The sequence below is a fragment of the Aquibacillus salsiterrae genome (assembly GCF_028416595.1).
GTDB classification, from domain to species: Bacteria; Bacillota; Bacilli; order Bacillales; family Amphibacillaceae; genus Aquibacillus_A; species Aquibacillus_A salsiterrae.
In genome coordinates this window covers 13,070-37,991 of sequence record NZ_JAMQKC010000012.1, presented here as the reverse complement: position 1 = coordinate 37,991, position 24,922 = coordinate 13,070, and the positions used below count along the sequence as shown (strand labels likewise).

Sequence of the window (24,922 nt, the reverse complement as noted above, 5' to 3'; positions counted from 1 at the left end):
AGACCTGACGTAGCTGTCGCTAGTAGTTATCCACGCTTGGATTTTCTCTTCTAATCTTTTTTAAAAAGATACTGCCTGTGAATGTACCAAGCAGTATCTTTCTTTTAGTATTTCTCTTGATAGGCTTCGTGGAAATAATCGATAGGTACCGCTAATCCGACGCGACCTCTGTCTTTATCGTTTAATGTAGCAAATACTACTCCAATAACTTGGCCATTCATCGAAATAACTGGACTACCACTGTTCCCCTTATATATAGGGGCATCAAGCATAAGTATTTGCTTATCCCAATCATCTAATTCCGTATAACCAATCACTTCGCCTTCATTGGCAATTCCTTGGAACCTTAGCGGATTACCGATAAAATAAATCGGCTCTTGTTGTTCAAAGGTTGTTTTATCCGCTAATTCCAAGAAAGGTAAATTATTCCCTTCTACTTTGAGTAATGCCAAATCAATATCCGGATAAGTAGCAATAACGTCTACATCAAACAATCCGTCTTCTGGATAGGCTGCCATGATGTTAGTTTCATCCTCGATGACGTGATGATTAGTAAGAATTAACCCGTCCTCAGAAATGGAAAAGCCAGTCCCTCGACTGTTGCCTGCTTCTATCACAACGACAGATTTCTGATACTCTTCGATCACATCTAATGTGGAAAGCCTTGCTGATGTAACAAGAAAATCTATCGCGGGTATTGAAAACGTTTTTGGTATGATGGCAATAACCTGAATAACCATCGCAGAAGCAATTAACCAAATAACCCATTTTGGAAAAATCCGCCTTGTTTTTTGTTGGTTATCACTAGTTCTTTGTTTTATTTTTTTGCGTTGCTGCTCGATCAACTCATACATTTCTTCATCATCTATTTCTTCATACAAATCTTCGTCAATAATATCTTTTTTATCTTCATAGTCTGAATTACCCATCGTTTCACCTCTTAGGACTAAAGGTTAATTCGTTATCTCTCTTTCATTATACCATTTTTACCTTTAATTTCGGTCAACCTTTAGGATGTTTTAACGACAAGCAATTTCAAACAGGAATCGCCATTTCCCGGGAAATATCTCAGTTTTACATTGCACCATTCGACAAGACTAATCTTATCTTTTAAGAAAAGCACAAATTTATTGCACTAATCTATCGGCTATCTTTCCATTCCTCTTTTAATAATTCTGCCTTCTTTTTGCTTTGGAACTGATTCATAGTCAAAACACCTTTCTTTTATATTAAATTAATTTGATTTTGATACAATGAAGACCATTCGATCAATTACTGGACTATTTTCTTTGAATTGAACAACAAAAATAATTTTATACCTACGTAGAAATTCGTTAAAAAACCAATCTAGCTTTCTAAGTTTTCTAAAAAACATTTTATCACCTATTCTTTTTGATTTGTTGCTGTTCAAAAAGATAGATTGAAATCAATAGATTGGATACATAACATCGATTGACTTATCTCTTCTTTTTGAACATCCTCTTTCTGATTAGCTTCCTCTCGTTTTTTTGATGTAGTAAAGTAATTCCTCTCATTGGTATTAACATCATTTCATCTCTCCTTTTAAAAGGTTATAAATTATCTATATTAAAACTTGCATAGCAAGCATTAATCCCGTAAAACACAAAAACACATACGTCCTTGGACGCATGTGTTTTCTCAAATAAGAAAAGCGTAGGCACCTTGGTCAGACCCGAGGGGCTAGGCGCAGAGCTAGACAGCTCTTGGAACTTTTCTCTTATCTTTCAAAAAAGGTCACGGACAGTTATGCGTGACCTTAATACTCCATTTAAAATAAAGACACTATTCCCTTTTTGGAATAGTTTACTTTAAACAATCGTACAGGAGGTCACTCGTCTATTAAATTGATTTGTATTTACAGATACAATCATATGTTTGAACATTGAAATGACCCCTTTTGTGATTTAATGATTTTATTATATTACCTTGATTTTGGTTCGTCAACTTCATTTTTCATAGTATAGCAAATTTTACCTTTTTCGAAACTACTACTGTCAATACCAACCGCTACTGATTTTGTAGCGAAAAGTTAACGATGTTGAATTAGCCCACTATGATTGCATCAAAATCGATTATCGATTATAGTATAAAAAAACATACCGATAAGGGAGATGAGGAATTTATGTTATTGGATGATGTTTTAGCTTATAACAAAAAATTTGTAGAAGATGAACAGTATAAAGCTTACGAGACGGATGTTATTCCAAATAAGCGAGCGGTCATCTTCACTTGCATGGACACACGTTTGGTGGAATTATTGCCAAAAGCACTTAACATCAAAAACGGGGATGTAAAAATGGTCAAGAATGCCGGGGCTATTTTGCGAGATCCGTACGATAGTGTCATGAAAAGCTTAATTGTTGCTACATATGCGCTTGAAGCTGATGAAATCTTTGTGATCGGGCATCACAAATGTGGGATGACTGGCTTCAATCGCGAGAAATTAGAAGGATTACTATCCAAAAGAGACATGCCGAAAGAAACACTCAACCAACTAGAAGCAAATGGGATTAATGTTGAAGATTGGATTAAAGGGTTTGACAAGGTCGAGGACTCTGTCAAAAACAGTGTTGAGGTTATTCGCAATCACCCAATGCTTCCGCCGTCGATTCCTGTTCACGGTCTCGTCATTGACCCTGAAACAGGTGGACTTGATTTAGTCGAAAACGGTTATTAATTAAAATAAGCAATTTGGCAACCTGTATCCTATTCATTTTGTCATGATAGAAAAAGAGCATATGGCTAATCGTATGCTCTTTTTCTATCGATTCTAATTTCTGCTTTATACATCGAAATATTTAATAATTAAATTCATCTGGATGTGGACCAGTGCGTTTATCTTGATTCAATCCATCGACTTTTTTCATATCCTCTTCTGTCAGTTCAAAATCAAAAATATCAGCATTTTCTTTTTGTCTTGTTGGCTTTACGGACTTCGGGATTGTTACAATATCACTTTGATATTCCCATCTAATAATAATCTGGGCGGCTGTTTTATTGTATTTTTCAGCAAGCGATTGAAGGACTGGATCATCTAAATAGCGCGCTTTCGCTAATGGAGACCACGCTTCCACAATAATATCATGCTTTTTACAAAATTCTCTCGTTTCCGTTTGCGTTAATTGTGGATGCAGTTCAATTTGATTGGCCATTGGTTTAATTTCGACATCTGTTAATAAGTCCTCTAAATGATGCGGTAGGAAGTTACTAACACCGATAGCGCGCGCCTTTTTAGCTTTATAAAATTCCTCTAATGCCTTATAAGTTTCTTTGTATTTACCAGGGACTGGCCAATGAACGAGGTATAAATCAACATAATCCAATCCTAGTCGTTCCAGACTTGCTTGAAAGGCTTTTTTCGTATTCTCATAACCTTGCTCATCATTCCATACTTTTGTCGTTACAAAGATCTCTTCTCGTGGAATTCCACTATCACGAATCGCTCGCCCTACTCCTTCTTCATTTTGATAAAAGGATGCCGTATCAATGTGGCGATACCCTATTTCTAAAGCAGACAAAACAGCGTGATAAACATCGGTGCCATCCTCCATTTTATACACACCGAGACCAAGTCTTGGAATTTGGACACCATTATGTAAGGTTGCAGTTGTTGTTAAGCTCATTATTATAACCCCTTCCCTTTTATTTTTACTACTTATTATTTTAAAGGATGGAACTAAAATAACAAAGAAGAACAACTCATGCTGAAGAAATTCACTTGTCCAAATTCGAACTACATTCGGGGAAAATAAGCGGGAACCGACTCCTAGAGTGAACAAACTACTTTGCTACTTGCTTTTCCATGTAACAGATGGTATTTTAATATAGTTCACCTATCAAACTATTTAATCATTAAACCTTTATGGAGAGGAGCGAACCAATGAATAAGGATGAGCTACATGACCTCGTTGAGCTATATACGTCGGCAATGAACGAAGTAACCCGCCGTGTCAACCAATTAATGAATGCAAAGGTCCATCAAGAACTTACAACTGACCAATTTTCCACATTACGGTTTGTTCTAAAGAGACAGTCATGTACGAGCACAGACATCGCACAAGAATTCTCGATAGGTAAAAGTGCTGTAACCGCCCAGGTCAATCGCTTAGTAGAAAGAGAACTACTTCACCGCAAACGCGATGATGAAGACAGACGGATTGTCTATCTATCCTTAACCCCGAGCGGTGTTGCATTGATGGAAGAAGCGTCCGAGCGATTGTATGAAGTACTTGGTAAAATTTTATTGAATTTTGACCGAGCGGAAGTAGAAACCTTTGTAAAAACGTTAGAAAAGCTCGTAGGTATTTTGCGAAATCATAAAACATAAGAGTCATCTCGTCTAGATTCCCGATAAGGAGAGAAAATACATGAGGAAAGTTATTCAACTAAGATGGCCAATCTTTGCACTATGGATTGCAGCTGTCGTTTTATTTATGCTCTTTTCCCCTAACTTACAAGAGTTAGTTAGAGACAAAGGGGAAATTGGTGTCCCTGACGGTTATTCTTCGTCTAATGCCGCAAAATTAATCGAACAAATGGCAGAGAACAATGATGAAAACACTGTTTCAGGGGTAATGGTTTTTCATGAAGATAAACCACTTACCGAGGACCAAAAACAAGCCGTTGCAGATGCGATTACAACTCTTTCGGACAACAAAGAAGAATTAGCTATCTCTAATATTCTGTCTTTCACGGAAGACAGTCGTATCGAAGAACAGGTTGTTTCAAAAGACGGTACCACGATTCTTGTACCAATGGACATTTCAATTAGAGACCGGTCAATAGATGAAGCAAAGTCACAAATCTATCAAGCTATAGAAGATACGGAAATTGATCACGCCCTTACTGGACAGGAATTCATTTCCAATGACGTTATTGTTAATTCAGAAAAAGGACTGAAGAAAACGGAATTTATAACAGTTGGATTTATTCTGTTAATTTTATTTGTCGTTTTCAAGTCGCTTGTTGCACCCTTTATACCGTTAATCACTGTAGGTATTAGTTATTTAGTTGCTCAATCGATTGTTTCTATATTAGCTAAAACAGCTGATTTCCCTTTATCAACCTTTACGCAAATATTTATGGTTGCGGTTATGTTTGGAATTGGAACAGATTATTGTATTCTACTCATAAGTCGCTTTAAAGAAGAGCTTGGCAACCATGAGACAACAAAAGAAGCAGTGATTGCTACGTATCAATCAGCAGGGAAAACCATTTTTTTTGCTGGCATAGCCGTCTTAATTGGCTTCTCAACCATTGGGTTCTCAACCTTTTCACTTTATCAATCTGCCGTAGCAGTTGCCGTCGGGGTTGCTGTAGTATTGATTGCCTTACCTACGCTTGTTCCGTTTTTCTTAGTTGCGTTCGGCAAAAAGCTGTTTTGGCCATTTGATAAAGATGTAGCACACCGTGAAAGTGGACTTTGGAAGATGGTAGGTAATTTTGCTTGGGCAAGACCTGCTCTGGCTATCTTAATTGTCTCAGCTATTGTTGTTCCTAGTTTAATCGTTTTTGATGGTCAAAAGTCTTACAACTCACTAGAGGAGATTGGTGATGACTATGATTCTGTTAAAGCGTTCAACTGGCTATCCAACAGTGTTGGACCTGGGCAGGCTATGCCAACTTCAGTAGTATTTGAGACGGATGAATCAATCGAAGCGGCAGAAGATTTTCAAGCAATCGAGTCAATTTCCTATCAATTATCAAAAGTTGAAGGGGTTAAATCGGTTAGAAGTGCAACACGTCCTACCGGTGAAATTATTGAAGATTTTAAAATCTCCAATCAAACCGAACAACTAGGTGACGGAATTGGAGAAAGTGTTAATGGGATAAATGAAATTGAGTCAGGCTTGTCTGATGCTTCATCACAACTACAAAGCTCACAGCCGCAATTAAAAGAAGCTGAAAATGGGGTTACACAATTACTATCTGGGACAGAACAAGCAAACAATGGAATCGGTGAATTGCAAACAGCACTCGTCCAAATTGAAGATGGAATTTCATCCGGTGCACAGGGTGCTGGCGAAATAAAGACGAATTTGCAATCAATTCAAACGAATTTACAAAAGACCATTGATGGTAACAAAGAACTATTAGCAGGCTATCAAGAATTAGAAGCAGGCCTTACTCCTATTGTTAAAGGTTACCAAGGATATACGCAAGTCTTGCAAGGTTCGTTGCAAAATTTAGACGTTACTGAACAAAACAATCCTGAATTACAAACAGACAAAGCGTTTCAAACTGCAAAAGGACAGATAGATATTGCTTTAAATGGTGCAGATGACAAACCTGGCTTGCTAGCACTTAATCAAACACTTGAAAACAAAGTGATGACAGGAATAACTGCAGCTAACTTGGGGTATCAGGAAACCATTAACTCTCAACAACAGCTTTCTAATGGTTTAACACGATTGAGTCAAGCGATTGGAGAGTTGCAACAAGGCTTAAACCAAGCGGCAGGCGGACAACAACAAGTAGTAAGTGGCGTGCCTGAACTTCAAAATGGACTTGAACAATTGTATGGTGGTCAAGCAGAATTAAAACAAGCATTTATCGATATGCAAGACCAAATCAAACAATTAACAGATGGTTTAGATGAAGGCACAGACGGGTTGCGCCAAATTTCTGATGGACTTAATGAAGCGCAAAGCTTCCTTGGCGATTTCTCGACAGAAGGTACGACGGCCTCTGTCCACATCCCAGCAGAAGCACTAGAGAATGAGGATTTCATTGACGGGATTTCACCGTATGTATCAGATGACCGAAAGATAACTAAATTTGAAGTTGTCTTAGAAAATAGTCCATACTCGACGGAAGCAATGGAGACCGTTGAGGCAATCAATGATTCCATCGAATCGATTGTTGCTGGTACTGTTTATCAAGATAGCAATTTCGCGATTGGTGGTGTGTCAAGCACAAACAATGACTTACGACAAATCTCTGATGGTGACTATGCCCGCACCGTTGTTTTAATGCTCTCAGGTATCTTTATCATCTTAGTAATCTTATTAAGATCATTGATTATGCCATTGTATTTAATTGGTTCGTTAATTCTAACTTATTATACAACGATGGGTATTTCTGAAATTATTTTTGTGAATATCCTGGGTTATGAAGGGATGAGCTGGGCAGTAAGCTTCTTTGCTTTTGTTATATTAGTAGCACTAGGGATTGACTACAGCATTTTCTTAATGGACCGCTTTAATGAAAATAAGCAAATGCAGATTAAAGATGGATTAATCCATGCGATGAAAAACATGGGAACAGTCATCATCTCTGCAGCTGTCATATTAGGCGGAACATTTGCTGCCATGATGCCATCTGGTGTCCTATCTCTGTTACAGATTGCCGCTGTAGTATTAACTGGCCTTTTCCTGTATGCATTTATTATGCTTCCGTTGTTTGTACCAGTTATGGTTAAACTATTCGGCAATGCAAACTGGTGGCCATTTCCAATAGACAGAAAAAAACAATAAGAAAAGCGCAGGCGCCTTGGTCAGCCCCGACAGGCATAAGACGAGACCTGACGTGGCGCTCTTTGCCACAGAAGGGATTGACTTATGACCCGAGGGGCTAGGCGCTGGAGCTAGACAATAAGAAAAGCGCAGATCGCCTGGTCAGCCATTGATTTTTTAAACTTATTAAAGAAACGTGTCAGTGATTTGCTACTGACACGTTTTTTAAATCTATCATTTACCTGCATCCTTAATTATGTTTATCACTGTATCTTTCGCTTGATGGCTTTCATACGTTCGCATACTTTTTAACATCGTAGTCTTTCCATCTTTTAATTGCTTCAATTCCTTAACTAAACGTTCACCGGTTAACTCTTCTTCTTCTAAAACATTAGCATAGCCTTGTTTCTTAAACGAATTAGCATTTAAAATTTGGTCGCCCCTGCTTGCATTTCTAGAAAGGGGAATGAGTAGCATCGGTTTTTTCAATGCTAGAAACTCAAAAATCGCATTAGACCCAGCCCTAGACAGGACAAAATCAGTTGCAGCAAACACATCTGGTAACTCTTCATTAATGTAATCAAATGGAGCGTATCCTTCTGCCCGTGCCTTGTCATCTACATTACCTTTTCCACAAATATGAATAATTTCAAATTCATCAAGTAAGACATCTAAGTTCTTTCTTATCGCTTGATTTATTTTTTGAGCTCCACCGCTACCACCCATGATTAATAGGACCGGCTTATTTCCTTGTAAACCAGCAAACGATAGCCCCTTTTGCTTACTACCTTGAAACAATTCACTACGGACTACAGCACCAACCCATTCCGACTTGTTTGCTGGTAAATATTGCATTGTTTCCGGAAACGTTGCTAACACTTTTTCAGCAAATGGAATGGCAATCTTATTAGCTAAACCAGGTGTATAGTCGGATTCATGGATTACAGCAGGAACGCCTCGAAGCTTTGCAGCAATTAATACTGGGACAGAAACAAACCCTCCTTTAGAAAAAATCACAGCAGGTTTCCGCTTACCTATAATTTGATAGGCCTGCATTGTTCCTTTTAACACCTTAAATGGATCTTTAAAATTTTCTTTAGAGAAATATCGTCTAAGCTTTCCCGTAGAAATAGGATGGTATGTAACTCCTTCTAATTTGCTAACTAATTCACGTTCAATCCCATTTTTCGAACCGATGTAATCTATCTCCCATCCTTCTTTTTGAAAAGTTGGAATAACAGCAAGATTAACAATTACGTGACCCGCTGTTCCACCACCAGTAAACAAAATACGCTTGTCACCCATATAGAAACGCCCTTTCTATCTTAAGCAATTATGATTTGACACACTTATATTCAGTTTATCTTAATTTAACAAAAAGGGAAGTGTAGTTTTATCCATTACTTATTTTAGTATCAATTGTGCACAGGTATGCACTTTTTTTGGTAATCAATCTCTATGTTTTTATCATCAGCAAAACATCCAATTAAGAAAAGCGTAAGCGCCTTGGAAGACTAAGGCAGGCTACGAAGTGGAGCACAATTGACTACCGTTTGACACTTAACAGGGGGCAACCGGGCGTTAATATCGGTCTTTGACTACCGTTTGACCGCTTGCAGGGCTCAATCGGGCGTCATTAGCGTTCTTTGACTACCGTTTGACCGCTAGAAGGGCTTGGTCGGGCGTTAATATCGTTCTTTGACTACCGTTTGACCGCTAGAAGGGCTCGGTCGGGCGTTAATATCGTTCTTTGACTACCGTTTGACCGCTAGAAGGGCTCAATCGGGCGTCATTAGCGGTCTTTGACTACCGTTTGACCGCTAGAAGGGCTTGGTCGGGCGTTAATATCGGTCTTTGACTACCGTTTGACCGCTAGAAGGGCTTGGTCGGGCGTTAATATCGGTCTTTGACTACCGTTTGACCGCTAGAAGGGCTCGGTCGGGCGTTAATATCGGTCTTTGACTACCGTTTGACCGCTAGAAGGGCTTGGTCGGGCGTTAATATTGTTCTTTGACTACCGTTTGACCGCTGGATGGGCTCGGTCGGGCGTTAATATCGGTCTTTGACTACCGTTTGACCGCTAACAGGGGGCAATCGGGCGTTAATATCATTCTTTAACTACCGTTTGACACTTAACAGGGCTCAATCGGGCGTTAATATCGTTCTTTGACTACCGTTTGACCGCTAGAAGGGCTTGGTCGGGCGTTAATATTGTTCTTTGACTACCGTTTGACCGCTAGAAGGGCTTGGTCGGGCGTTAATATCGGTCTTTGACTACCGTTTGACACTTAACAGGGCTCAATCGGTAATCAAAAAGGTATCCTGAATCTAAGATCCCCTATAAAACCCAGGAATGCACTTGCCCACCCATAAAAATCGTAAGACAAGCCGCGGAATGGCGGTCTTTTCCATGTAAAGTATTGTTTTAGACTCGGGAGGGTTAAGTGTGCCCTGCACTAGACTGCTCTTGGTTTTTTTATACTTTCTTATCTTACGAGGATACCGACATCCTTATTTGTAAAAATCACCCTTTCAGCATCTAGTTAATTGATATACCTATTTTTTGTAGGACTAGGTGTGTTGCCCTTCCCTTTTTTCACCAAAATACTATATATAGTACTGTAAGACTTAGCAAGAAAAAGGAGGGAAAGAATTGGGAGATTTGTCAAACAATTTATCCAATATTTCAAACAGTCTCATCAAACTAAAGGTTAATAGCTTATTAAACCGTTACAACTTGTCCAAGGAAAGTAAAAAGTTAGCAAGATTATCTGAAAAAGACAAAAACAATGTCAGAGATTCCATTGCAGCTCTACAGGAGCAGGCAGAGAAGTTTTTGGAAGATCAATATAATAAAAACGGAGAACAGATGAGCACATCGATTGAAGCAATTATGAAGAAGCTTCAAAAGGTTGATGGAAAGTCTAATTAATAAAATCTATTAAGGAGGAATTTTTCATGGCGAAAAATGTCAATGGAAAAAGTGTTAATGCGAAAAATGTAAGTCAATATCAAGATCAAATTGCGGGGTTAGAACAGTCGTCTAACGAGGCGATTTTCGTATTAAATTCTACGGATGTGAATGTTGATACTACCGATACGCAAATAGCTGTATCACTACAAGCAGCTCTTCAGGTTGCGATTGCAATTGTCGTGCAAATTTCAATTGCTGATAGCTCAGAAGCGAAACAAGTAACAGAGGATTTACTTGCATATGCACAAATCGAGCAATCAAACCGTCAACTAATTGTTGTCGATGGTTCTGAAGGTGTAACAATCACTTCTACTGACACAGATATTGCTGCGTCTATCCAAGTACTATTGCAAATCCTTCTAACACTAGTCGGCCAACTAGATATTCTTTAATCAGGCATAAAGTAGAGATATCTCACTAGTAGTCTATTCACCCCCATGTAAATGGTTACTAATTTAATACACGTAGCCCATATTTTTAAAAATATGGGCTACCCTTCTAAGAAAAGTGCAGGGCGCCTTGCCCAGCTTAAGACCTAGAGGGGGTAGGTGCCCGGAGCAAGACAGCTCTTGGATCTTTTTATACTTCCTTATCTTTATAACAAAGCCTCAAGGTATATACCTGGAGGCTTATCTATTATACTATTTCTTCTACTTGTTTATTAAAGAATTTTTTCATTGCGTAGAAAACATCTGCTTGTTTTCGTAACACATAGTAATTTAATCGCGGGTCTTCAATTTGTCTAAATACCTGCATTAAAGTAGAATGGCGATTAAACTGGTTAACCTCACCATAACCAAACATACTTGATACTTCGACTAATTCTTTAATTAGCGCTACACATCTTCTGTTATCTGATGTTAAATTGTCACCATCAGAGAAGTGAAATGGATAAATGTTGAAACGGTCAGGCGAGTATTTTTTCTCAATTAACTCTAATGCTTTTCGGTAAGCAGATGAACAAATGGTTCCGCCACTTTCTCCTTTTGTGAAAAAGGATTCTTCGTCAACGACTTTTGCTTCGGTATGGTGGGCGATGAATTCAATCTCAACAGTCTCATATTTAGAACGTAAAAAACGAGTCATCCAAAAGAAAAAGCTACGGGCCATATACTTTTCCCATTGCCCCATCGAACCACTTGTGTCCATCATCGCTAATACGACTGCCTTTGATTCTGGTTTTTGAATTTCATCCCAAGTTTTAAATCGTAAATCGTCAGGATAAATCGGGTTGAACTGGGCTTTTCCTGCCATGGCATTTCGCTTAAAAGCCTCGAGCATTGTTCGCTTTTTATCAATGTTTCCAATTAAACCTTTTTTACGAATGTCTCGAAACTCGATATCTGTTGTAACAATGTTATCTTTTTCTTTTTCTTTTAAATTCGGTAATTCTAACTCATTAAAAAATGCTTCCTCAAGTTCCTCAAATGACACTTCTGCTTCATAGTAATCTTCACCAGCTTGATCTCCTGCACCTGAACCTTTTCCTGGTCCCTTTTGTGGTGTACCGTCTTTGGCAACGACATCACCAATATCACTGTTACCATTTCCCTGGCCTGCGTGTTTGTTCTTGTCTTGACTATAACGGATTTTGTACTCATCGAGTGAGCGAATTGGAATACGAACGACATCTTTCCCTCTAGACATGATGATGTTTTCTTCACTTACTAAGTCGGGGAGTTTCTTCTTGAGGACATCTTGCACTTTGTCTTGATGGCGCTTCTGGTCATCATATCCTTTGCGGTGGAGGGACCAATCTTCTTCTGAAATCACAAAACTTTTGGAGTCAGTCATTTTTCCCCTCCTTACTTGTATTAATCTATCCTATGCACGTACATTCGGTTTGATTAAACTTTTTTAAAGAAAATTCAAATAGTTGGATAAGAAAAGCTCCTGGATTTTTTATAACTTTCTTATCTCTCGAGAAAAGAGCGATACCACGGGGCATCGCTCTTTTTTAATCTTATCCTTCTAGTAATAAATCATATGGGTCTTCGAGCAATTGCTTAATGCGGACTAAGAACTGAACAGCATCTTTTCCGTCTACTATCCTGTGGTCATAGGATAGTGCAATATACATCATCGGACGAACTTCAATGGAATCGTCAGGCATGACAATTGGACGCTTTTGAATCGAGTGCATTCCTAGAATACCAACCTGTGGTGTATTTAGGATTGGCGTTGATAACAGCGATCCAAAAATCCCACCGTTTGTAATTGTGAAAGAACCACCTTGTAAATCTGAAAGTTGTAACTGTTTATCGCGAGCCTTTTTACCGAGGTTCATGATTTCAGCTTCTACTCCTGCAAAATCTAGACGATCAGCATCACGAACAACCGGTACCACAAGCCCATCATCAGTAGATACGGCAATACCAATATCGTAGAATTGCTTTAATACAATCTCGTTATCTTGGATTTCAGCATTGATATACGGAAACTCTTTTAATGCTCCTACAACTGCCTTTGTAAAGAATGACATAAAGCCAAGCTTTACTCCGTGTTTCTCCGCAAATTTATCTTTTCGTTCACTACGTAGCTTCATAACCGCCGTCATGTCTACTTCGTTAAAAGTAGTGAGCATGGCTGCGGTGTGTTGAGCCTCAACTAAACGATTGGCAATTGTTTGGCGGCGTCTAGACATTTTTTCTCTAACTACAGGTTTTTCAAACTCTACCTTTTGAGAAGGCTTTGACTCTTGTTTCTTGCTTGTTTCTTGCTTGTTCGCCTTCTCTTTAACATGAGCATCAACGTCTTCTGGACGAACCCGACCTAGTGGGTCATGCGTGAGAACATCTTCGAGATTAACCCCTAACTCGCGCGCCCGCTTTCTTGCTGCAGGTGAAGCTACAACATGACCTGTTTTAGCTTTAGAATCTGCTTGAGGTGTTGCTTCTTCCTTCGCTTTTGCTGGTTCTTCTTTTGGTTCTTCTTTTGGTTCTTCTTTCTTTTCTTCTGCTTGCTCTGGTGCTGCTTCAGATCCAGATGCAGCTCCACTTTCATCTACTTTAGCAATAACATCCCCTACTTCAACATCGTCGCCTTCTTCTTTTAAAAGCTCAGCAACAAACCCAGAATAATCAGCGTTTACTTCCACGTTGACCTTATCTGTTTCTAATTCAACGATTGGGTCGCCCTTTTGTACTTGATCACCTTTTTTAACTAGCCACTGGGCAATGGTGCCTTCTGTAATAGATTCTGCTAATTCTGGGACTTTTATTTCCTTCACTTGGAATCTCCTCCTTTAGACAACTCTAGGGCTTCTCGAACAATGCGATTTTGCTCTGTTTTGTGTATGTTAGGTTCCCCTACCGCAGGTGATGAACGTTCACATCTACCAACATATTTTAATTCTAATTTTCCATCTAATAATTTATAAAGTGGCTCTTTAATAAAGTTCCAACTTCCCATATTTTTAGGTTCTTCTTGAACCCACACAACTTCTTCTAAATTTGGACAGCTATTTATAATGCTTTCCATTTCTTTCAGTGGTAAAGGATAAATTTGTTCTAAACGTAAAATATGAACGTGATCGTACTTGTCTTCATCCTTACTCATCGTTTCTTCAATATCAACCATTACTTTTCCACTACCAATAACGAGACGCTTAGCTGACTCAGACGTTCTAGCTAAACCTGGTTGCGGAATAAGCGGACGGAAGTTGTTATCTGTAAATTCTTTTGGCTCAGACGCAACACGTTGATTTCTCAACAAACTTTTTGGAGACATAACAATCAATGGTCGTGCCGCATCGCTATTTACTAAGGCTGCTTGACGACGTAACAAATGGAAAAATTGAGCACTAGTTGTTACATTGGCAACAATCCAGTTATTCTCGGCAGCAAGCGTTAAAAATCTCTCTAATCTTGCACTAGAGTGCTCTGGCCCTTGACCTTCATAACCGTGTGGCAATAAACAAACCATGTTCGACTTCTCGCCCCACTTCGCTCTGCCAGCTGCAATAAATTGGTCAAAAATCACTTGTGCAACGTTCGCAAAATCACCAAACTGTGCCTCCCAAAGCACTAATGTCTTCGGAGCTTCTACACTATAGCCGTACTCAAAGCCTAAAACAGCCACTTCAGATAGCGGACTATTATGAATATCAAAGGTAGCTTTTGCTTGCTCTATTCCATGCATTGGGCAATATGTTTCACCAGTTTCAACATCATGAAGCACGAGATGTCTATGGGCAAAAGTACCACGCTCTGCATCTTGGCCTGAGAGACGAATTGGAATACCATCTGCTAATATGGAAGCATAGGCAAGCGCCTCTGCTGTAGCCCAGTCAGCTTTATTGCCATCTTCTAGCGCATCTTTTCGTTTACTTAAGATTTTCTCTAACTTTTTAAAACTATTAAAACCTTCTGGACGTTTTAACAATCCTTCATTTAACGCCTTTAACTGATCTAACGGTACGGCTGTTTCTATATCATCCAAGCCATTTCGCAATGCTTCAGGAACAGGCTTTGCTTCTGGTTCATTGGTACTGTTCTCTTTCATGTTGTTATAAATATCTTGAAGCTTTTGCTGAACAGCATCTTTCATTACTTGAAGAGCATCTTCGTCTATTATACCTTGCTGTTGTAGTTGCTCTCCGTAAATTGCGGTAATGGTCGGATGATTATCAATATCTTTGTATAGCTGCGGCTGCGTCGTTCTTGGTTCATCCATTTCATTATGACCGAAGCGACGATAGCCAACTAAGTCAATCAAGAAATCCTTGTTAAATGCCTTGCGATACTCATATGCCAACATGACAGCAGATACACAAGCCTCAGGATTATCTGCGTTTACGTGAATAATCGGAATCTCAAACCCTTTGGCTAAATCACTAGCATATCTAGTAGACCTTCCTTGGTCTTGACTTGTAGTGAAACCTACTTGGTTATTGGCAATAATGTGAATCGTTCCCCCTGTTTGGTAACCAGGTAACGCACTCATATTCAATGTTTCTGCAACAACACCTTCACCAATAAATGCAGCATCCCCATGAATTAATATGCTGAACGCTTTATTTTTATTCTGTTTTGGATAGCCTCTTTCAAAACGAAAATCTTGAGCTGCTCTTGTAAATCCTTCAACTACTGGATTAACAAATTCCAAGTGAGAAGGGTTATGTGCAAGTGTAATTCTTGTTGGTGATGGCTTTTCTTCTCCTGCTTGGCGTTCTGCCCCAAAGTGGTACTTAACATCGCCAGTCCACCCGTAAGTAATTGCTTGTGAACCTGCTGATGGAATCAATTCCTTATCAGAGCTATGGTGGAATTCAGAAAACAATTTGTCAAAAGGTTTTCCTAATATATGAGTAAGTACACTTAACCTACCACGGTGTGCCATCCCCATTAAGATGTTTTCTGTTTCATCATAGAATGAATTCTGAACAATTCGATCGAGCATAGGAACCATAATTTCTAAACCTTCAATAGAAAACCGTTTTTGTGCAACAAATGTCTTTGCGAGGAAATTCTCAAATCCTTCGACATCTGTTAATTTTTCAAGTAATTGCTTTTTATCCTCAGGTGAGAAATCATATTTAAATGAACCCGATTCAATTTTTTGTTGAAGCCACTTTCTTTCTTGGTCATTATTTACATGATCATATTCAAAAGAAATTGGTCCCGCGTACTGTTCTTTCAGGTGATTAACAACATCTAAAGCTGTCTTTACATAACTTGGCGATTCCTCCCATACCCAATGTGAAGGAATCGCTTCCAAATCACCTTTCGTTAGTCCGTAACTAGTCGGATCGATAAGTGCTGATTTTCTCCCTTTTTCTAAACCAACCGGATAAATATCTGCTTCTAGATGACCATAACGACGAATAGCCTCAACAAGTTTCAGTGCTGAGGTTAACTTCTTTATATCGTTATAAGAATTTGCTCCAGCAGTAGCTTTACTAGACACCCCTGATTCTATTAGCCAAGTTGGAGCACCGTGTTCGTCGAATAACTCTTTTAAAGATAAATCAACACTCGTTGGATCTTCTAAATAAGCTTCATACTGTTCTTCTACGTACCCCATATTTGGACCATGAAAATTTTTCCAGAATCTTTCATTAGATTCTTGCTGTGTCACGTCTTATACCCCCATTAGAAGTTCACTTAACAATTGCTTTCACACTGTTCCCCATCCATTAAAGGATTGTGCTTTTTCTACAACAACTAATATACCTTATTTTTTGTAGGTAGACAACAACTTAACTTGGATTATTCAAAGGATTTTATAAATTTATTATTAGGCTAAAATTACACAATGAAAGAATCCACATTTGGGTAAGAATGGATGAAAGTAAACTAATTCATTATGTTTTTCATTGTACCCGCTATTGTGTCTTGTCAAACTGAAATTATTAGATATTCTCCGTTGTTTTTTCCATGCTTTTTACAAATTCATTATAGGTGTCTGTACACAGAAAAAAATAATCGTCTATTCCAATCTAAAACATATTCCAATGTTTCATAAACCAGTGTACAATCTTATTACTTGTTAAGAAAAGTGCAGGGCGCTCGGATCTAGACAGCTCTTGCATTTTTTATACCTTCTTATCTTGTTAAGAAAAGCGCAAGTCGCCTTGCTAGACCCGACAAGCTCTTGGGTTTTTTATACTTTCTCATCTTGAAAAGGGGAAATACTTATGTGGGAATTATTTGTAGCGTTTGTACTAGGTATTGTTGAGGGATTAACAGAGTTTGCTCCCGTCTCATCAACAGGCCATATGATTATTTTTGATGACATGCTCCTTCACTCGAAAGCTCTATTTTCTCAAGAAGTTGCTAACACGTTTAAAGTTGTTATTCAACTTGGATCCATTCTTGCTGTCGTTATCGTCTTTCGTGACCGGTTTGTCCAAATCCTTGGATTGAAAAGGCAATCTAAACAGAAAGAAAAGCTTTCCTTATTACATGTTTTAGTTGGAATTATTCCTGCTAGTTTGTTCGGTGTGCTGTTTGAAGATTATATCGATCAATATCTTTTCTCCATCAAGACCGTTTTAATTGGCCTCGTGATTGGTGCAATGTTAATGATTGCTGCTGACTTACTTGGACCAAAGCACCCACCCATTCAGTCAATAGATCAAATCAGTTTAAAGAAGGCATTTATGATTGGCGTTTTCCAATGCTTTGCCCTTTGGCCTGGCTTTTCTAGATCAGGTTCGACTATATCTGGTGGGGTGTTATTAGGGGTAGCCCATCGACCTGCAGCTGATTTTACGTTTATTATGGCTATACCTATAATGGCTGGAGCAAGCTTTATCTCTTTGCTTAAGAACTGGGAGTATTTCACTGTCGATACCATCCCATTCTTGTTGGTCGGCTTCATTAGCGCCTTTATTTTCGCTATGCTCTCCATTAAGTTTTTCTTAAAGCTAATTAAACAAGTAAAACTTGTACCCTTTGCAATCTACCGAATTGTACTAGCACTTATTATTCTCATGATGATTAGTTAAGAAAAGCGAAAGTCGCGCCTTGCTAGACAGCTCTTGGATTTTTTTAACTTTTGTATCTTTTAAAAAAGTGATCTCCCCACTCTATAGGAAGATCACTTTGTTTATTTAACGATTCAATAAACTACCAACGTATCGAAGTAGTTCATTTGCAGATGTTGTATTATACCCGTACTCATCGACCAATGTTGCAACGACCTCATTAATTTTCTTGAGTTGCTGTTCGTCTGGTGTCTTTGTTGACGTTGTAATTTTAACAACATCCTTCAAATCTGCAAACAGCTTCTTCTGAATAGCTTCACGTAAGCGTTCATGCGACTGATAATCAAATCTTTTACCCTTACGTGCGTATGCAGAGATACGGATTAAGATTTCTTCACGAAAAGCCTTTTTAGCATTTTCCGAAATGCCGATTTGTTCTTCAATGGATCGCATTAGCTTTTCATCCGGTTGCATTTCTTCACCAGTTAGTGGATCATGAATCTTTGTTTTATTACAAAACGCTTCGACATTATCTAAATAATTATCCATTAACGTTTTCGCAGATTCCTCGTACGAATATACGAACGCTTTTTGCACTTCTTTCTTCGCTAGTTCATCGTATTCCTTTCGTGCAACAGAAATAAAGTTTAAATACTCTTCTCTTTGCTCCTTAGATATGGACGGATGATCATCAAGACCATCTTTCAACGACCGTAGTACATCTAAGGCGTTGATTGAAGTCATCTCTTTTTTAATAATCGTAGAAGAAATTCGATTAATAACATATCTCGGGTCAATGCCGCTCATCCCTTCATCTGGGAACTCTTTCTTTAGCTCACGGACATCTGTATCGCTAAAACCCTCGACATCTTGGCCGTCATATAAATACATTTTCTTAAGCAACGTGATATTTCCACGGTTTGATTCCTTAAGTCGAGTTAAAATCGTGAACATTGCCGCAATTTTTAGGGCGTGTGGTGCAATATGAACATCCTTCATATCACTTTCATTGATCATCTTTTCGTAAATCCGCTCTTCTTGGCTAACCTTTAAGTTATAAGGAACTGGCATGACAATCATCCGGGAATGAAGTGCCTCGTTTTTCTTATTTGCGATGAATGAGCGATATTCTGATTCGTTTGTATGGGCAACAATTAATTCATCAGCGGAAATTAATGCAAACCGTCCTGCTTTGAAATTACCCTCTTGTGTTAAGGATAACAAATGCCATAAGAACTTTTCATCACACTTTAGCATTTCCTGAAATTCCATCATTCCACGATTTGCCTTATTTAGTTCACCATCAAACCGGTATGCACGAGGGTCTGATTCGGAACCGTACTCAGCAATTGTTGAAAAGTCTATTGATCCAGTTAAGTCAGCAATATCTTGTGATTTAGGGTCTGAAGGACTAAAGGTACCAATCCCTGTTCGTTTATCCTCGGAAAAGAAAATACGCTCGACCATAACATCTTCAATTTTCCCATTATATTCCTTTTCTAACCTCATCATATTTAACGGGGATAAGTTGCCTTCAATCTTAATACCATACTCTTCTTCAAACTCATCTCGTAAATTTGGTGGAATGAGGTGAAGTGGGTCTTCATGCATAGGACAGCCTTTAATCCCATAGACAGCCCCTTCATCTGTATGCGTGAATTTCTCTAATCCACGCTTAAGCAGTGTAACTAGGGTTGATTTCCCTCCACTAACAGGGCCCATTAACAATAGAATTCGCTTTCTAACGTCTAACCTTTTTGCCGCAGGATGGAAGTATTCTTCAACGAGTCTTTCTAATGGCTCTTCAAGACCAAACAGCTCATCACCAAAGAACTTATATATTTTTCTGTCATCCTCTTCAACTACACCCTTGTGCTTGATCATGTTATATACCCGTGAGTGAGCTGATTGGGCTAAGTATGGACGCTCTTTTAATAACTTTAAATAATCTGCCAATGTCCCTTCCCACTTAAGCTTTTCCTGTTCTTCTCGATAATTTTGGACTTTTTGTAAAATATCCATAGGGTCCCTCCCAAGTAAAGTGAAACTTTCCTTATTGTTGTAGATCAAGCTGATTAATTTAATTTTATGTTACAATATGATAGAAAATGATAAAGATAGACAAACAGATTTAGTTATTGAAAAAAGTAAGTGATTAAACTTAGGTGTCCCAACGCTTCTAGGCTTTACTTAAAAATTCTAAAAATTTATATTATTTTTACGGATCACACTTCTACCTGCTATAGGTTCACAAAAAAGTTTTGATTCGGTATAATGAAATAAATAAGTCGATACATACTAAAAAGATAATATGGTTAGCTTAAAGGAGGATGCCCACATGGGAGTGGTTTTAGTATTAGGAGTTACAGTCGCATTTTTAACTGCTATCTTCTCTGCCGGATATGAATCAGACAACGTAACAAAGAAGTAAGAAAAGCGAAAGCGCCTTGCTAGGTGCTGGAGCTAGACAGCTTGCATTGTTTTATGCATTTTTCTCATCTAGCCAAAAAACGTGTAGGGAATTCTCTTCCCTACACGTTTTTTAAATGTCACAGCTGCTTAATTTAGATCGCCTTATACCTTATTTTTTAGTCTAAGCCCGGAAATCCTTGTTGCTTTAATACATCATAAATAATAATAGCTGCCGTGTTCGATAAGTTTAATGATCTCACCTTATCCGTCATGTGAACTCTTAAACACTTTTCCTCTTTACCTTCTAGCAATTCTTTAGGAATACCATTTGTCTCTCTGCCAAATACAAAAAACAAGTCTTGTTCGGTACCACTAAAATCATAATCGGTATAATATTTTGTACCGAAGTTTTCGATATAATAAAAATCTCCCTGCGGAAAGCTCAAGTATAGGTCATCAAGAGAATCATAGTAGTTAATATCTACATCATGCCAATAATCAAGTCCTGCTCTTCGTAACATCTTATCATCTGTTGAAAATCCAAGTGGACGAATCAAATGAAGGGCTGTATTTGTTGCAAGACAGGTTCGAGCAATGTTTCCTGTATTCGCTGGAATCTCTGGTTGGAATAAAACGATGTGATTTGCCACGTTACTCACCTCTATTTCGCTTGTTAACTTGACCATTATAGCATACCCGAGTCGAGTTGTAGCTAACAATAAGCAACCCATAAAGGCTCTTTATCGCTTTCCATTATCCTCCAACTATACCGGTGTAGTGATAGTGAAGACCCGAACAGAACAGGGTATTTTATTGCAGAAAGCTTGAGAATACACAACTTTCACTTCTATTCGCCTATTTGAAAAAATTTATACTGAATTTTCTCTGTCCACGCGTAGGAATCCTCATAGGACCAATAACGATGTCGACTGTTATCTGTATGAGCGTTTACAAGTGGCATATTATTTTTATCTTTATCAACTACAATCGTCGTATGATTCCATTTTCCGTCACCTTCAAAATCATAGCAAATCACGTCACCTGGGCGAAGATCCTCTGGTTTATCAACTTCTTTCCCCGTTAATCCTTTATTCGACCCACTTAAGTACCAACGTAATGAATGTGCTACCGACCAGCTATAACTCCAGTTATTATTTTCATACCACCAGCCTTCTGCTCGGTTTGGCGCACCACGCATCGGGGCACCACCAGCATGAAGACATTGTGAAATATAATTGGTACAATCGACATCAAACTTCTCGTATTCAGGGTTATAGTCATCCCACCATCTTTCAGCATACTGAACAGCTGCCCGGCGGTCATAGTTAAACCGGGAATCATCTGCCCCACTTCTGTCTAGCGGCTCAATTTTCGGAGCAGATTCCTCTTGATATTCTGGAATCATTTCCTTATCTTCCACTAATGTATCTTTATAAAAAACTGCTTGATGGATTCTAGCTTCTTCTTCATGGAAAAACGTGTCCCCATCTTTAACAAAAAAGGTAACTAGTAATCGGTAGTCTACCTTTGTCTCGTCATTTTCAGCGCGGTAATCTTGAAAAACAGTACCTTTGCCGGTGATTCTAGGCACTTGTTTCCCTCTTGTTTCATGTAATCGTTTTTTTGCTAAAATCCAATTTGGAAGCCTTTCCTCATTAGTTGGGTCTAATTGATTTTCCCAAAAGTTTTTGATTTGTTCACTATAGGTCATTGTTGTTCACTCCTTCCAACTTACCATATGTTAGTTAATCTTGGCACATGAATGCTAGACAAGCTGAATTTTTTAAAATTTATACAGAAAAAATTTACAACCTTTCATTACATACAAGCCCATTTAGATAAAAATGCTCAAAAGCCTACATCATTAGTAGCCTTTTTTAATACACTTTTTTATAGAGGTGATAAAAAATGCCAAGAGTAAAATATACCGACAGTGATATTGATTTAATAGCGAGAATGATGAGAGCAGAAGCAGAGGGTGAAGGTAGACTAGGAATGTTAATGGTTGGTAACGTCATCGTTAACAGATTGAAGGCAGATTGTTTGGATTTTAAAGACTTGAAGTCAATCAGGGACGTTGTTTATCAAGTCCAGGGTGGCAATTATTCTTTTGAAGCAGTCCAAAAAGGTAACGTTTTTTACAACCGAGCAAGAGGTGTCGAAAAGAAGCTTGCGAAACAGGTGTTAGACTATTGGCGCGAACATCCTTCTAAATACGCACTTTGGTACTTTAATCCATATGGTGAATGTCCTCCAACATGGTACAATCAACCACGTACCGGCCAATATAAACAACACTGCTATTATGAACCTGCTGCAAATACATGTGAAGGTGCTTACAGATGGTAAGAACAGCCCCGATGTGGGGCTGTTCTTATTTTTTAGTGCTTGGATTTCGCCCGGTCTGGGGATTGGGGAGGCTGCTCTAGAAATTCTTTTTTGATCATGAGGTCAAACCCATCCTTCGCATACACAGCTGCCTCTGTCATCAATCTTACATAGGTAGTAGCAACATCTGCTCTTAGGCTTGCTGCAGAAGATGTTGCATAGTTTGATATACTCGAGGCATTGATTAAAGAAGTATGGAACACCATTAATTTATCTGAAAACGGACTAACTTCACTATCTGTAACTTCTATATCCCAAGGCATCGGTGCAGGTAAATCGTTGCCAGTGAGCAGCTCGGCAAAGACTTTCACATGCTTTTTCGCTATTTCTTTCCCCCTTTTACAGTATTTCTTAACGATTTCTGATTCGGCAACTTGAGCAAACCCAGTAAGCAATGCACTGCCAATTTGATTAGCTTCCACATTTGCATTTATATGGGTAATCTCAATGACATTTAATGGGCGATTTTTATGTTGCAAGTTAAACATACTGCCAAGGTAATCTTTATCATGAATAAATTCCGTATGATCGCTAGTGGTAACATAAGGGGAGCGTACATATAACCCCTTTTCTAATAACACTTCAGCCGTTTCATTATATAAATCAGTCGATTCTTTAATTGCATTACTTAGAAATTGGCGAACATCATCTTTCGCAGCAGTTGATAGTGCTACACCATAGACAGACAACCCTACCTTAGCCATATTTTTTAAATAATATAAATAAAAGGCATCAGAAAATAGACGCGGTGCATTGACCGTTACATCGTCATCGGTGAAGCCGATAGGAATTGGCTGGTTATCCGTTTCAAGAAGTTTTCGAGCTATACTCATCGTTTGTTCGGAAATATCCAATGAAAGTTGAACAACTTGTTTGGTTTGTTTGTCATCGACATTGTTTAAGAAATATTTCATCACACAAGCAGAGAAACTATTGTTCATATAGCTACTCCAAACAGCAGATAGTTCAGATGAGGTTAATCGTGTTTGTTCGTGATTATTCATAGCATCCTCCACATCCTCCATAAAACATTCATTATTGTTTTAATATCCCTTAAACATGGAGGAGTATTCACCTTTCTTATCTTTTAAAAATGCTATAAATAAATCAGAGCTCTATCCTTAGTCCTTTATCCATCTCATCGATTACTGTTTTATCTTTCTCCTGTTCACGCGCTTTCTTGACTGCTTGTACACCTTCCTCAGTCCCTATTTTCCCTAATGCCCATGCTGCTGTTCCTCGGATGACCGGACGCGGGTCTGTTTCCATTAGCTCAATCAACTTATCAACAGCTGATTTCTCTTTATAATGAGCAAGCGCCAAAATAGCATTCCGCTGAATTGGTTTTTTGCCGCGCCAAGATCCTGCCATTGGACCGAATCTTTCTTTAAATTCTTTATTTGACAGATTCAATATAGGAAGAAGCCTTGGTTTTACTAAATCTGGATCGGGTTCAAATTCTTCATGCAAATGGAAATCTTTTCCCTTATTTTTTGGACATACCACTTGACACGTATCGTAACCGTACAGTTGATTTCCTATTTTACTACGGTAATCATCTGGCAAATAATCTTTCGTCTGAGTAAGAAAGGCTAGGCATTTTTTTGCATTTAACCTACCACCTTCTTCTAAGGCACCAGTTGGACATGCATCGATACAAATCCGACAGTCACCACAACTATCACCAACTGGGCTGTCTTGCGGAAATGGAACATTCGTAATCATTTCCCCTAAATACACATAAGAGCCAAACTCAGGCGTGATAATGGCACAGTTTTTTCCGCTAAAACCAATCCCTGCCCGCTCTGCGACAGCTCGGTCAGCAAGCTCTCCAGTATCGACCATTGGTTTAAACTGAAAACCATCAAGCTTTGTTGTGATAAACTCTCCTAATAATTGTAATTTATCTCTTAATACGTAATGATAATCCATTCCCCATGAGGCACGACAAAACTTTCCTCTTCGGTCACCAACGACACTTTTCGGCTCATTACTTAACCGGGAAGGATATGCAAGGGCAATGGCAATAATTGACTGGGCAGCTGGCATTAACCGAACTGGTTCCGTGCGTTGTTCGATTGTTCCCTTCTCAAAGCCTGATTGAAATCCGGATTCCTGTTGCAACTTCAAGCGGGATTTCATTTCTGAAAACTCATCTGTAGATGTAAAGCCAATTTTGTCAATACCAATTTTTTTACTGTACGCAATGATTTCTTGTTTGAGTTGTTCGTATGCCACATGATA

18 protein-coding genes are annotated in these 24,922 nt (G+C 38.6%); 7 read left to right on the top strand and 11 right to left on the bottom strand.

Features of this window, described 5'->3' with window-relative positions:
* Positions 1-104 precede the first annotated feature (104 nt).
* Positions 105-929 carry a S1C family serine protease gene (locus NC799_RS12335; RefSeq protein WP_272446751.1) on the bottom strand — a complete coding sequence of 275 codons (825 nt, stop codon included), beginning with the start codon at positions 927-929 and terminating at the stop codon, positions 105-107.
* Between the two features lie 1,214 nt (positions 930-2,143).
* Here NC799_RS12335 and NC799_RS12330 point away from each other — a divergent pair.
* Positions 2,144-2,698: a beta-class carbonic anhydrase gene (locus tag NC799_RS12330; protein ID WP_272446776.1), complete on the top strand. Its 555-nt coding sequence runs from the start codon at positions 2,144-2,146 to the stop codon at positions 2,696-2,698.
* Between the two features lie 121 nt (positions 2,699-2,819).
* Here NC799_RS12330 and NC799_RS12325 read toward each other — a convergent pair whose 3' ends face one another.
* Positions 2,820-3,647 carry an aldo/keto reductase gene (locus tag NC799_RS12325; RefSeq protein WP_417006684.1) on the bottom strand — a complete coding sequence of 276 codons (828 nt, stop codon included), beginning with the start codon at positions 3,645-3,647 and terminating at the stop codon, positions 2,820-2,822.
* Between the two features lie 254 nt (positions 3,648-3,901).
* Here NC799_RS12325 and NC799_RS12320 point away from each other — a divergent pair, with 254 nt between their 5' ends.
* Together NC799_RS12320 and NC799_RS12315 are read left to right on the top strand one after the other, a co-directional pair.
* The gene (locus NC799_RS12320; RefSeq protein ID WP_272446749.1) at positions 3,902-4,348 is read left to right on the top strand and encodes a MarR family winged helix-turn-helix transcriptional regulator; all 447 of its coding nucleotides are present in this window, start codon (positions 3,902-3,904) and stop codon (positions 4,346-4,348) included.
* Between the two features lie 40 nt (positions 4,349-4,388).
* Entirely contained in the window at positions 4,389-7,496 is a 3,108-nt protein-coding gene (locus tag NC799_RS12315; RefSeq protein WP_272446748.1) for an MMPL family transporter, read from the top strand.
* Between the two features lie 213 nt (positions 7,497-7,709).
* On the opposite strand, the gene NC799_RS12310 is transcribed toward NC799_RS12315, so the two are convergent.
* Positions 7,710-8,780, bottom strand: a complete 1,071-nt coding sequence (locus NC799_RS12310; protein WP_272446747.1) for an undecaprenyldiphospho-muramoylpentapeptide beta-N-acetylglucosaminyltransferase — start codon at positions 8,778-8,780, stop codon at positions 7,710-7,712.
* 1,348 nt (positions 8,781-10,128) lie between these two features.
* Between NC799_RS12310 and NC799_RS12305 the strand changes: the two genes are divergently transcribed.
* Together NC799_RS12305 and NC799_RS12300 are read left to right on the top strand one after the other, a co-directional pair.
* Positions 10,129-10,407 carry a hypothetical protein gene (locus NC799_RS12305; protein ID WP_272446746.1) on the top strand — a complete coding sequence of 93 codons (279 nt, stop codon included), beginning with the start codon at positions 10,129-10,131 and terminating at the stop codon, positions 10,405-10,407.
* A 26-nt stretch (positions 10,408-10,433) separates the two neighbouring features.
* Positions 10,434-10,841 (top strand): spore coat protein, encoded by a 408-nt coding sequence (locus tag NC799_RS12300; protein ID WP_272446745.1) that lies wholly within the window; start codon positions 10,434-10,436, stop codon positions 10,839-10,841.
* A gap of 244 nt (positions 10,842-11,085) precedes the next feature.
* On the opposite strand, the gene yhbH is transcribed toward NC799_RS12300, so the two are convergent.
* The 3 genes from yhbH to NC799_RS12285 all read right to left on the bottom strand — a co-directional run bounded on the left by yhbH (position 11,086) and on the right by NC799_RS12285 (position 16,527).
* On the bottom strand, positions 11,086-12,243 hold the full coding sequence (gene yhbH / locus NC799_RS12295) for a sporulation protein YhbH (RefSeq protein WP_272446744.1): 1,158 nt from the start codon (positions 12,241-12,243) through the stop codon (positions 11,086-11,088).
* A gap of 169 nt (positions 12,244-12,412) precedes the next feature.
* On the bottom strand, positions 12,413-13,678 hold the full coding sequence (gene odhB, locus NC799_RS12290; protein ID WP_272446743.1) for a 2-oxoglutarate dehydrogenase complex dihydrolipoyllysine-residue succinyltransferase: 1,266 nt from the start codon (positions 13,676-13,678) through the stop codon (positions 12,413-12,415).
* Positions 13,675-16,527: a 2-oxoglutarate dehydrogenase E1 component gene (locus tag NC799_RS12285; RefSeq protein WP_272446742.1), complete on the bottom strand. Its 2,853-nt coding sequence runs from the start codon at positions 16,525-16,527 to the stop codon at positions 13,675-13,677. Before NC799_RS12285 ends, odhB begins: the two co-directional genes overlap by 4 nt.
* Before the next feature lie 559 nt (positions 16,528-17,086).
* Between NC799_RS12285 and NC799_RS12280 the strand changes: the two genes are divergently transcribed.
* The gene (locus NC799_RS12280; protein WP_272446741.1) at positions 17,087-17,899 is read left to right on the top strand and encodes an undecaprenyl-diphosphate phosphatase; all 813 of its coding nucleotides are present in this window, start codon (positions 17,087-17,089) and stop codon (positions 17,897-17,899) included.
* Positions 17,900-18,004: 105 nt separating this feature from the next.
* Here NC799_RS12280 and NC799_RS12275 read toward each other — a convergent pair whose 3' ends face one another.
* The 3 genes from NC799_RS12275 to NC799_RS12265 form a co-directional block, all read right to left on the bottom strand.
* Positions 18,005-19,900, bottom strand: a complete 1,896-nt coding sequence (locus NC799_RS12275; RefSeq protein ID WP_272446740.1) for a PrkA family serine protein kinase — start codon at positions 19,898-19,900, stop codon at positions 18,005-18,007.
* Positions 19,901-20,466: 566 nt separating this feature from the next.
* Positions 20,467-20,940: a tRNA (cytidine(34)-2'-O)-methyltransferase gene (locus NC799_RS12270; RefSeq protein WP_272446739.1), complete on the bottom strand. Its 474-nt coding sequence runs from the start codon at positions 20,938-20,940 to the stop codon at positions 20,467-20,469.
* 197 nt (positions 20,941-21,137) lie between these two features.
* A complete protein-coding gene (locus NC799_RS12265) occupies positions 21,138-22,001 on the bottom strand; it encodes an amidase domain-containing protein (RefSeq protein ID WP_272446738.1) in 864 nt (287 codons plus the stop codon).
* Between the two features lie 197 nt (positions 22,002-22,198).
* Between NC799_RS12265 and NC799_RS12260 the strand changes: the two genes are divergently transcribed.
* Positions 22,199-22,639, top strand: coding sequence for a cell wall hydrolase (locus tag NC799_RS12260; protein WP_272446737.1), 441 nt, complete (start codon positions 22,199-22,201; stop codon positions 22,637-22,639).
* A 32-nt stretch (positions 22,640-22,671) separates the two neighbouring features.
* Here the strand turns inward: NC799_RS12260 and NC799_RS12255 are convergent, their stop codons facing one another.
* Positions 22,672-23,682, bottom strand: a complete 1,011-nt coding sequence (locus NC799_RS12255) for a DUF3231 family protein (RefSeq protein WP_272446736.1) — start codon at positions 23,680-23,682, stop codon at positions 22,672-22,674.
* A gap of 103 nt (positions 23,683-23,785) precedes the next feature.
* Positions 23,786-24,916: a tRNA epoxyqueuosine(34) reductase QueG gene (queG, locus tag NC799_RS12250; protein WP_272446735.1), complete on the bottom strand. Its 1,131-nt coding sequence runs from the start codon at positions 24,914-24,916 to the stop codon at positions 23,786-23,788.
* Positions 24,917-24,922: the final 6 nt, after the last annotated feature.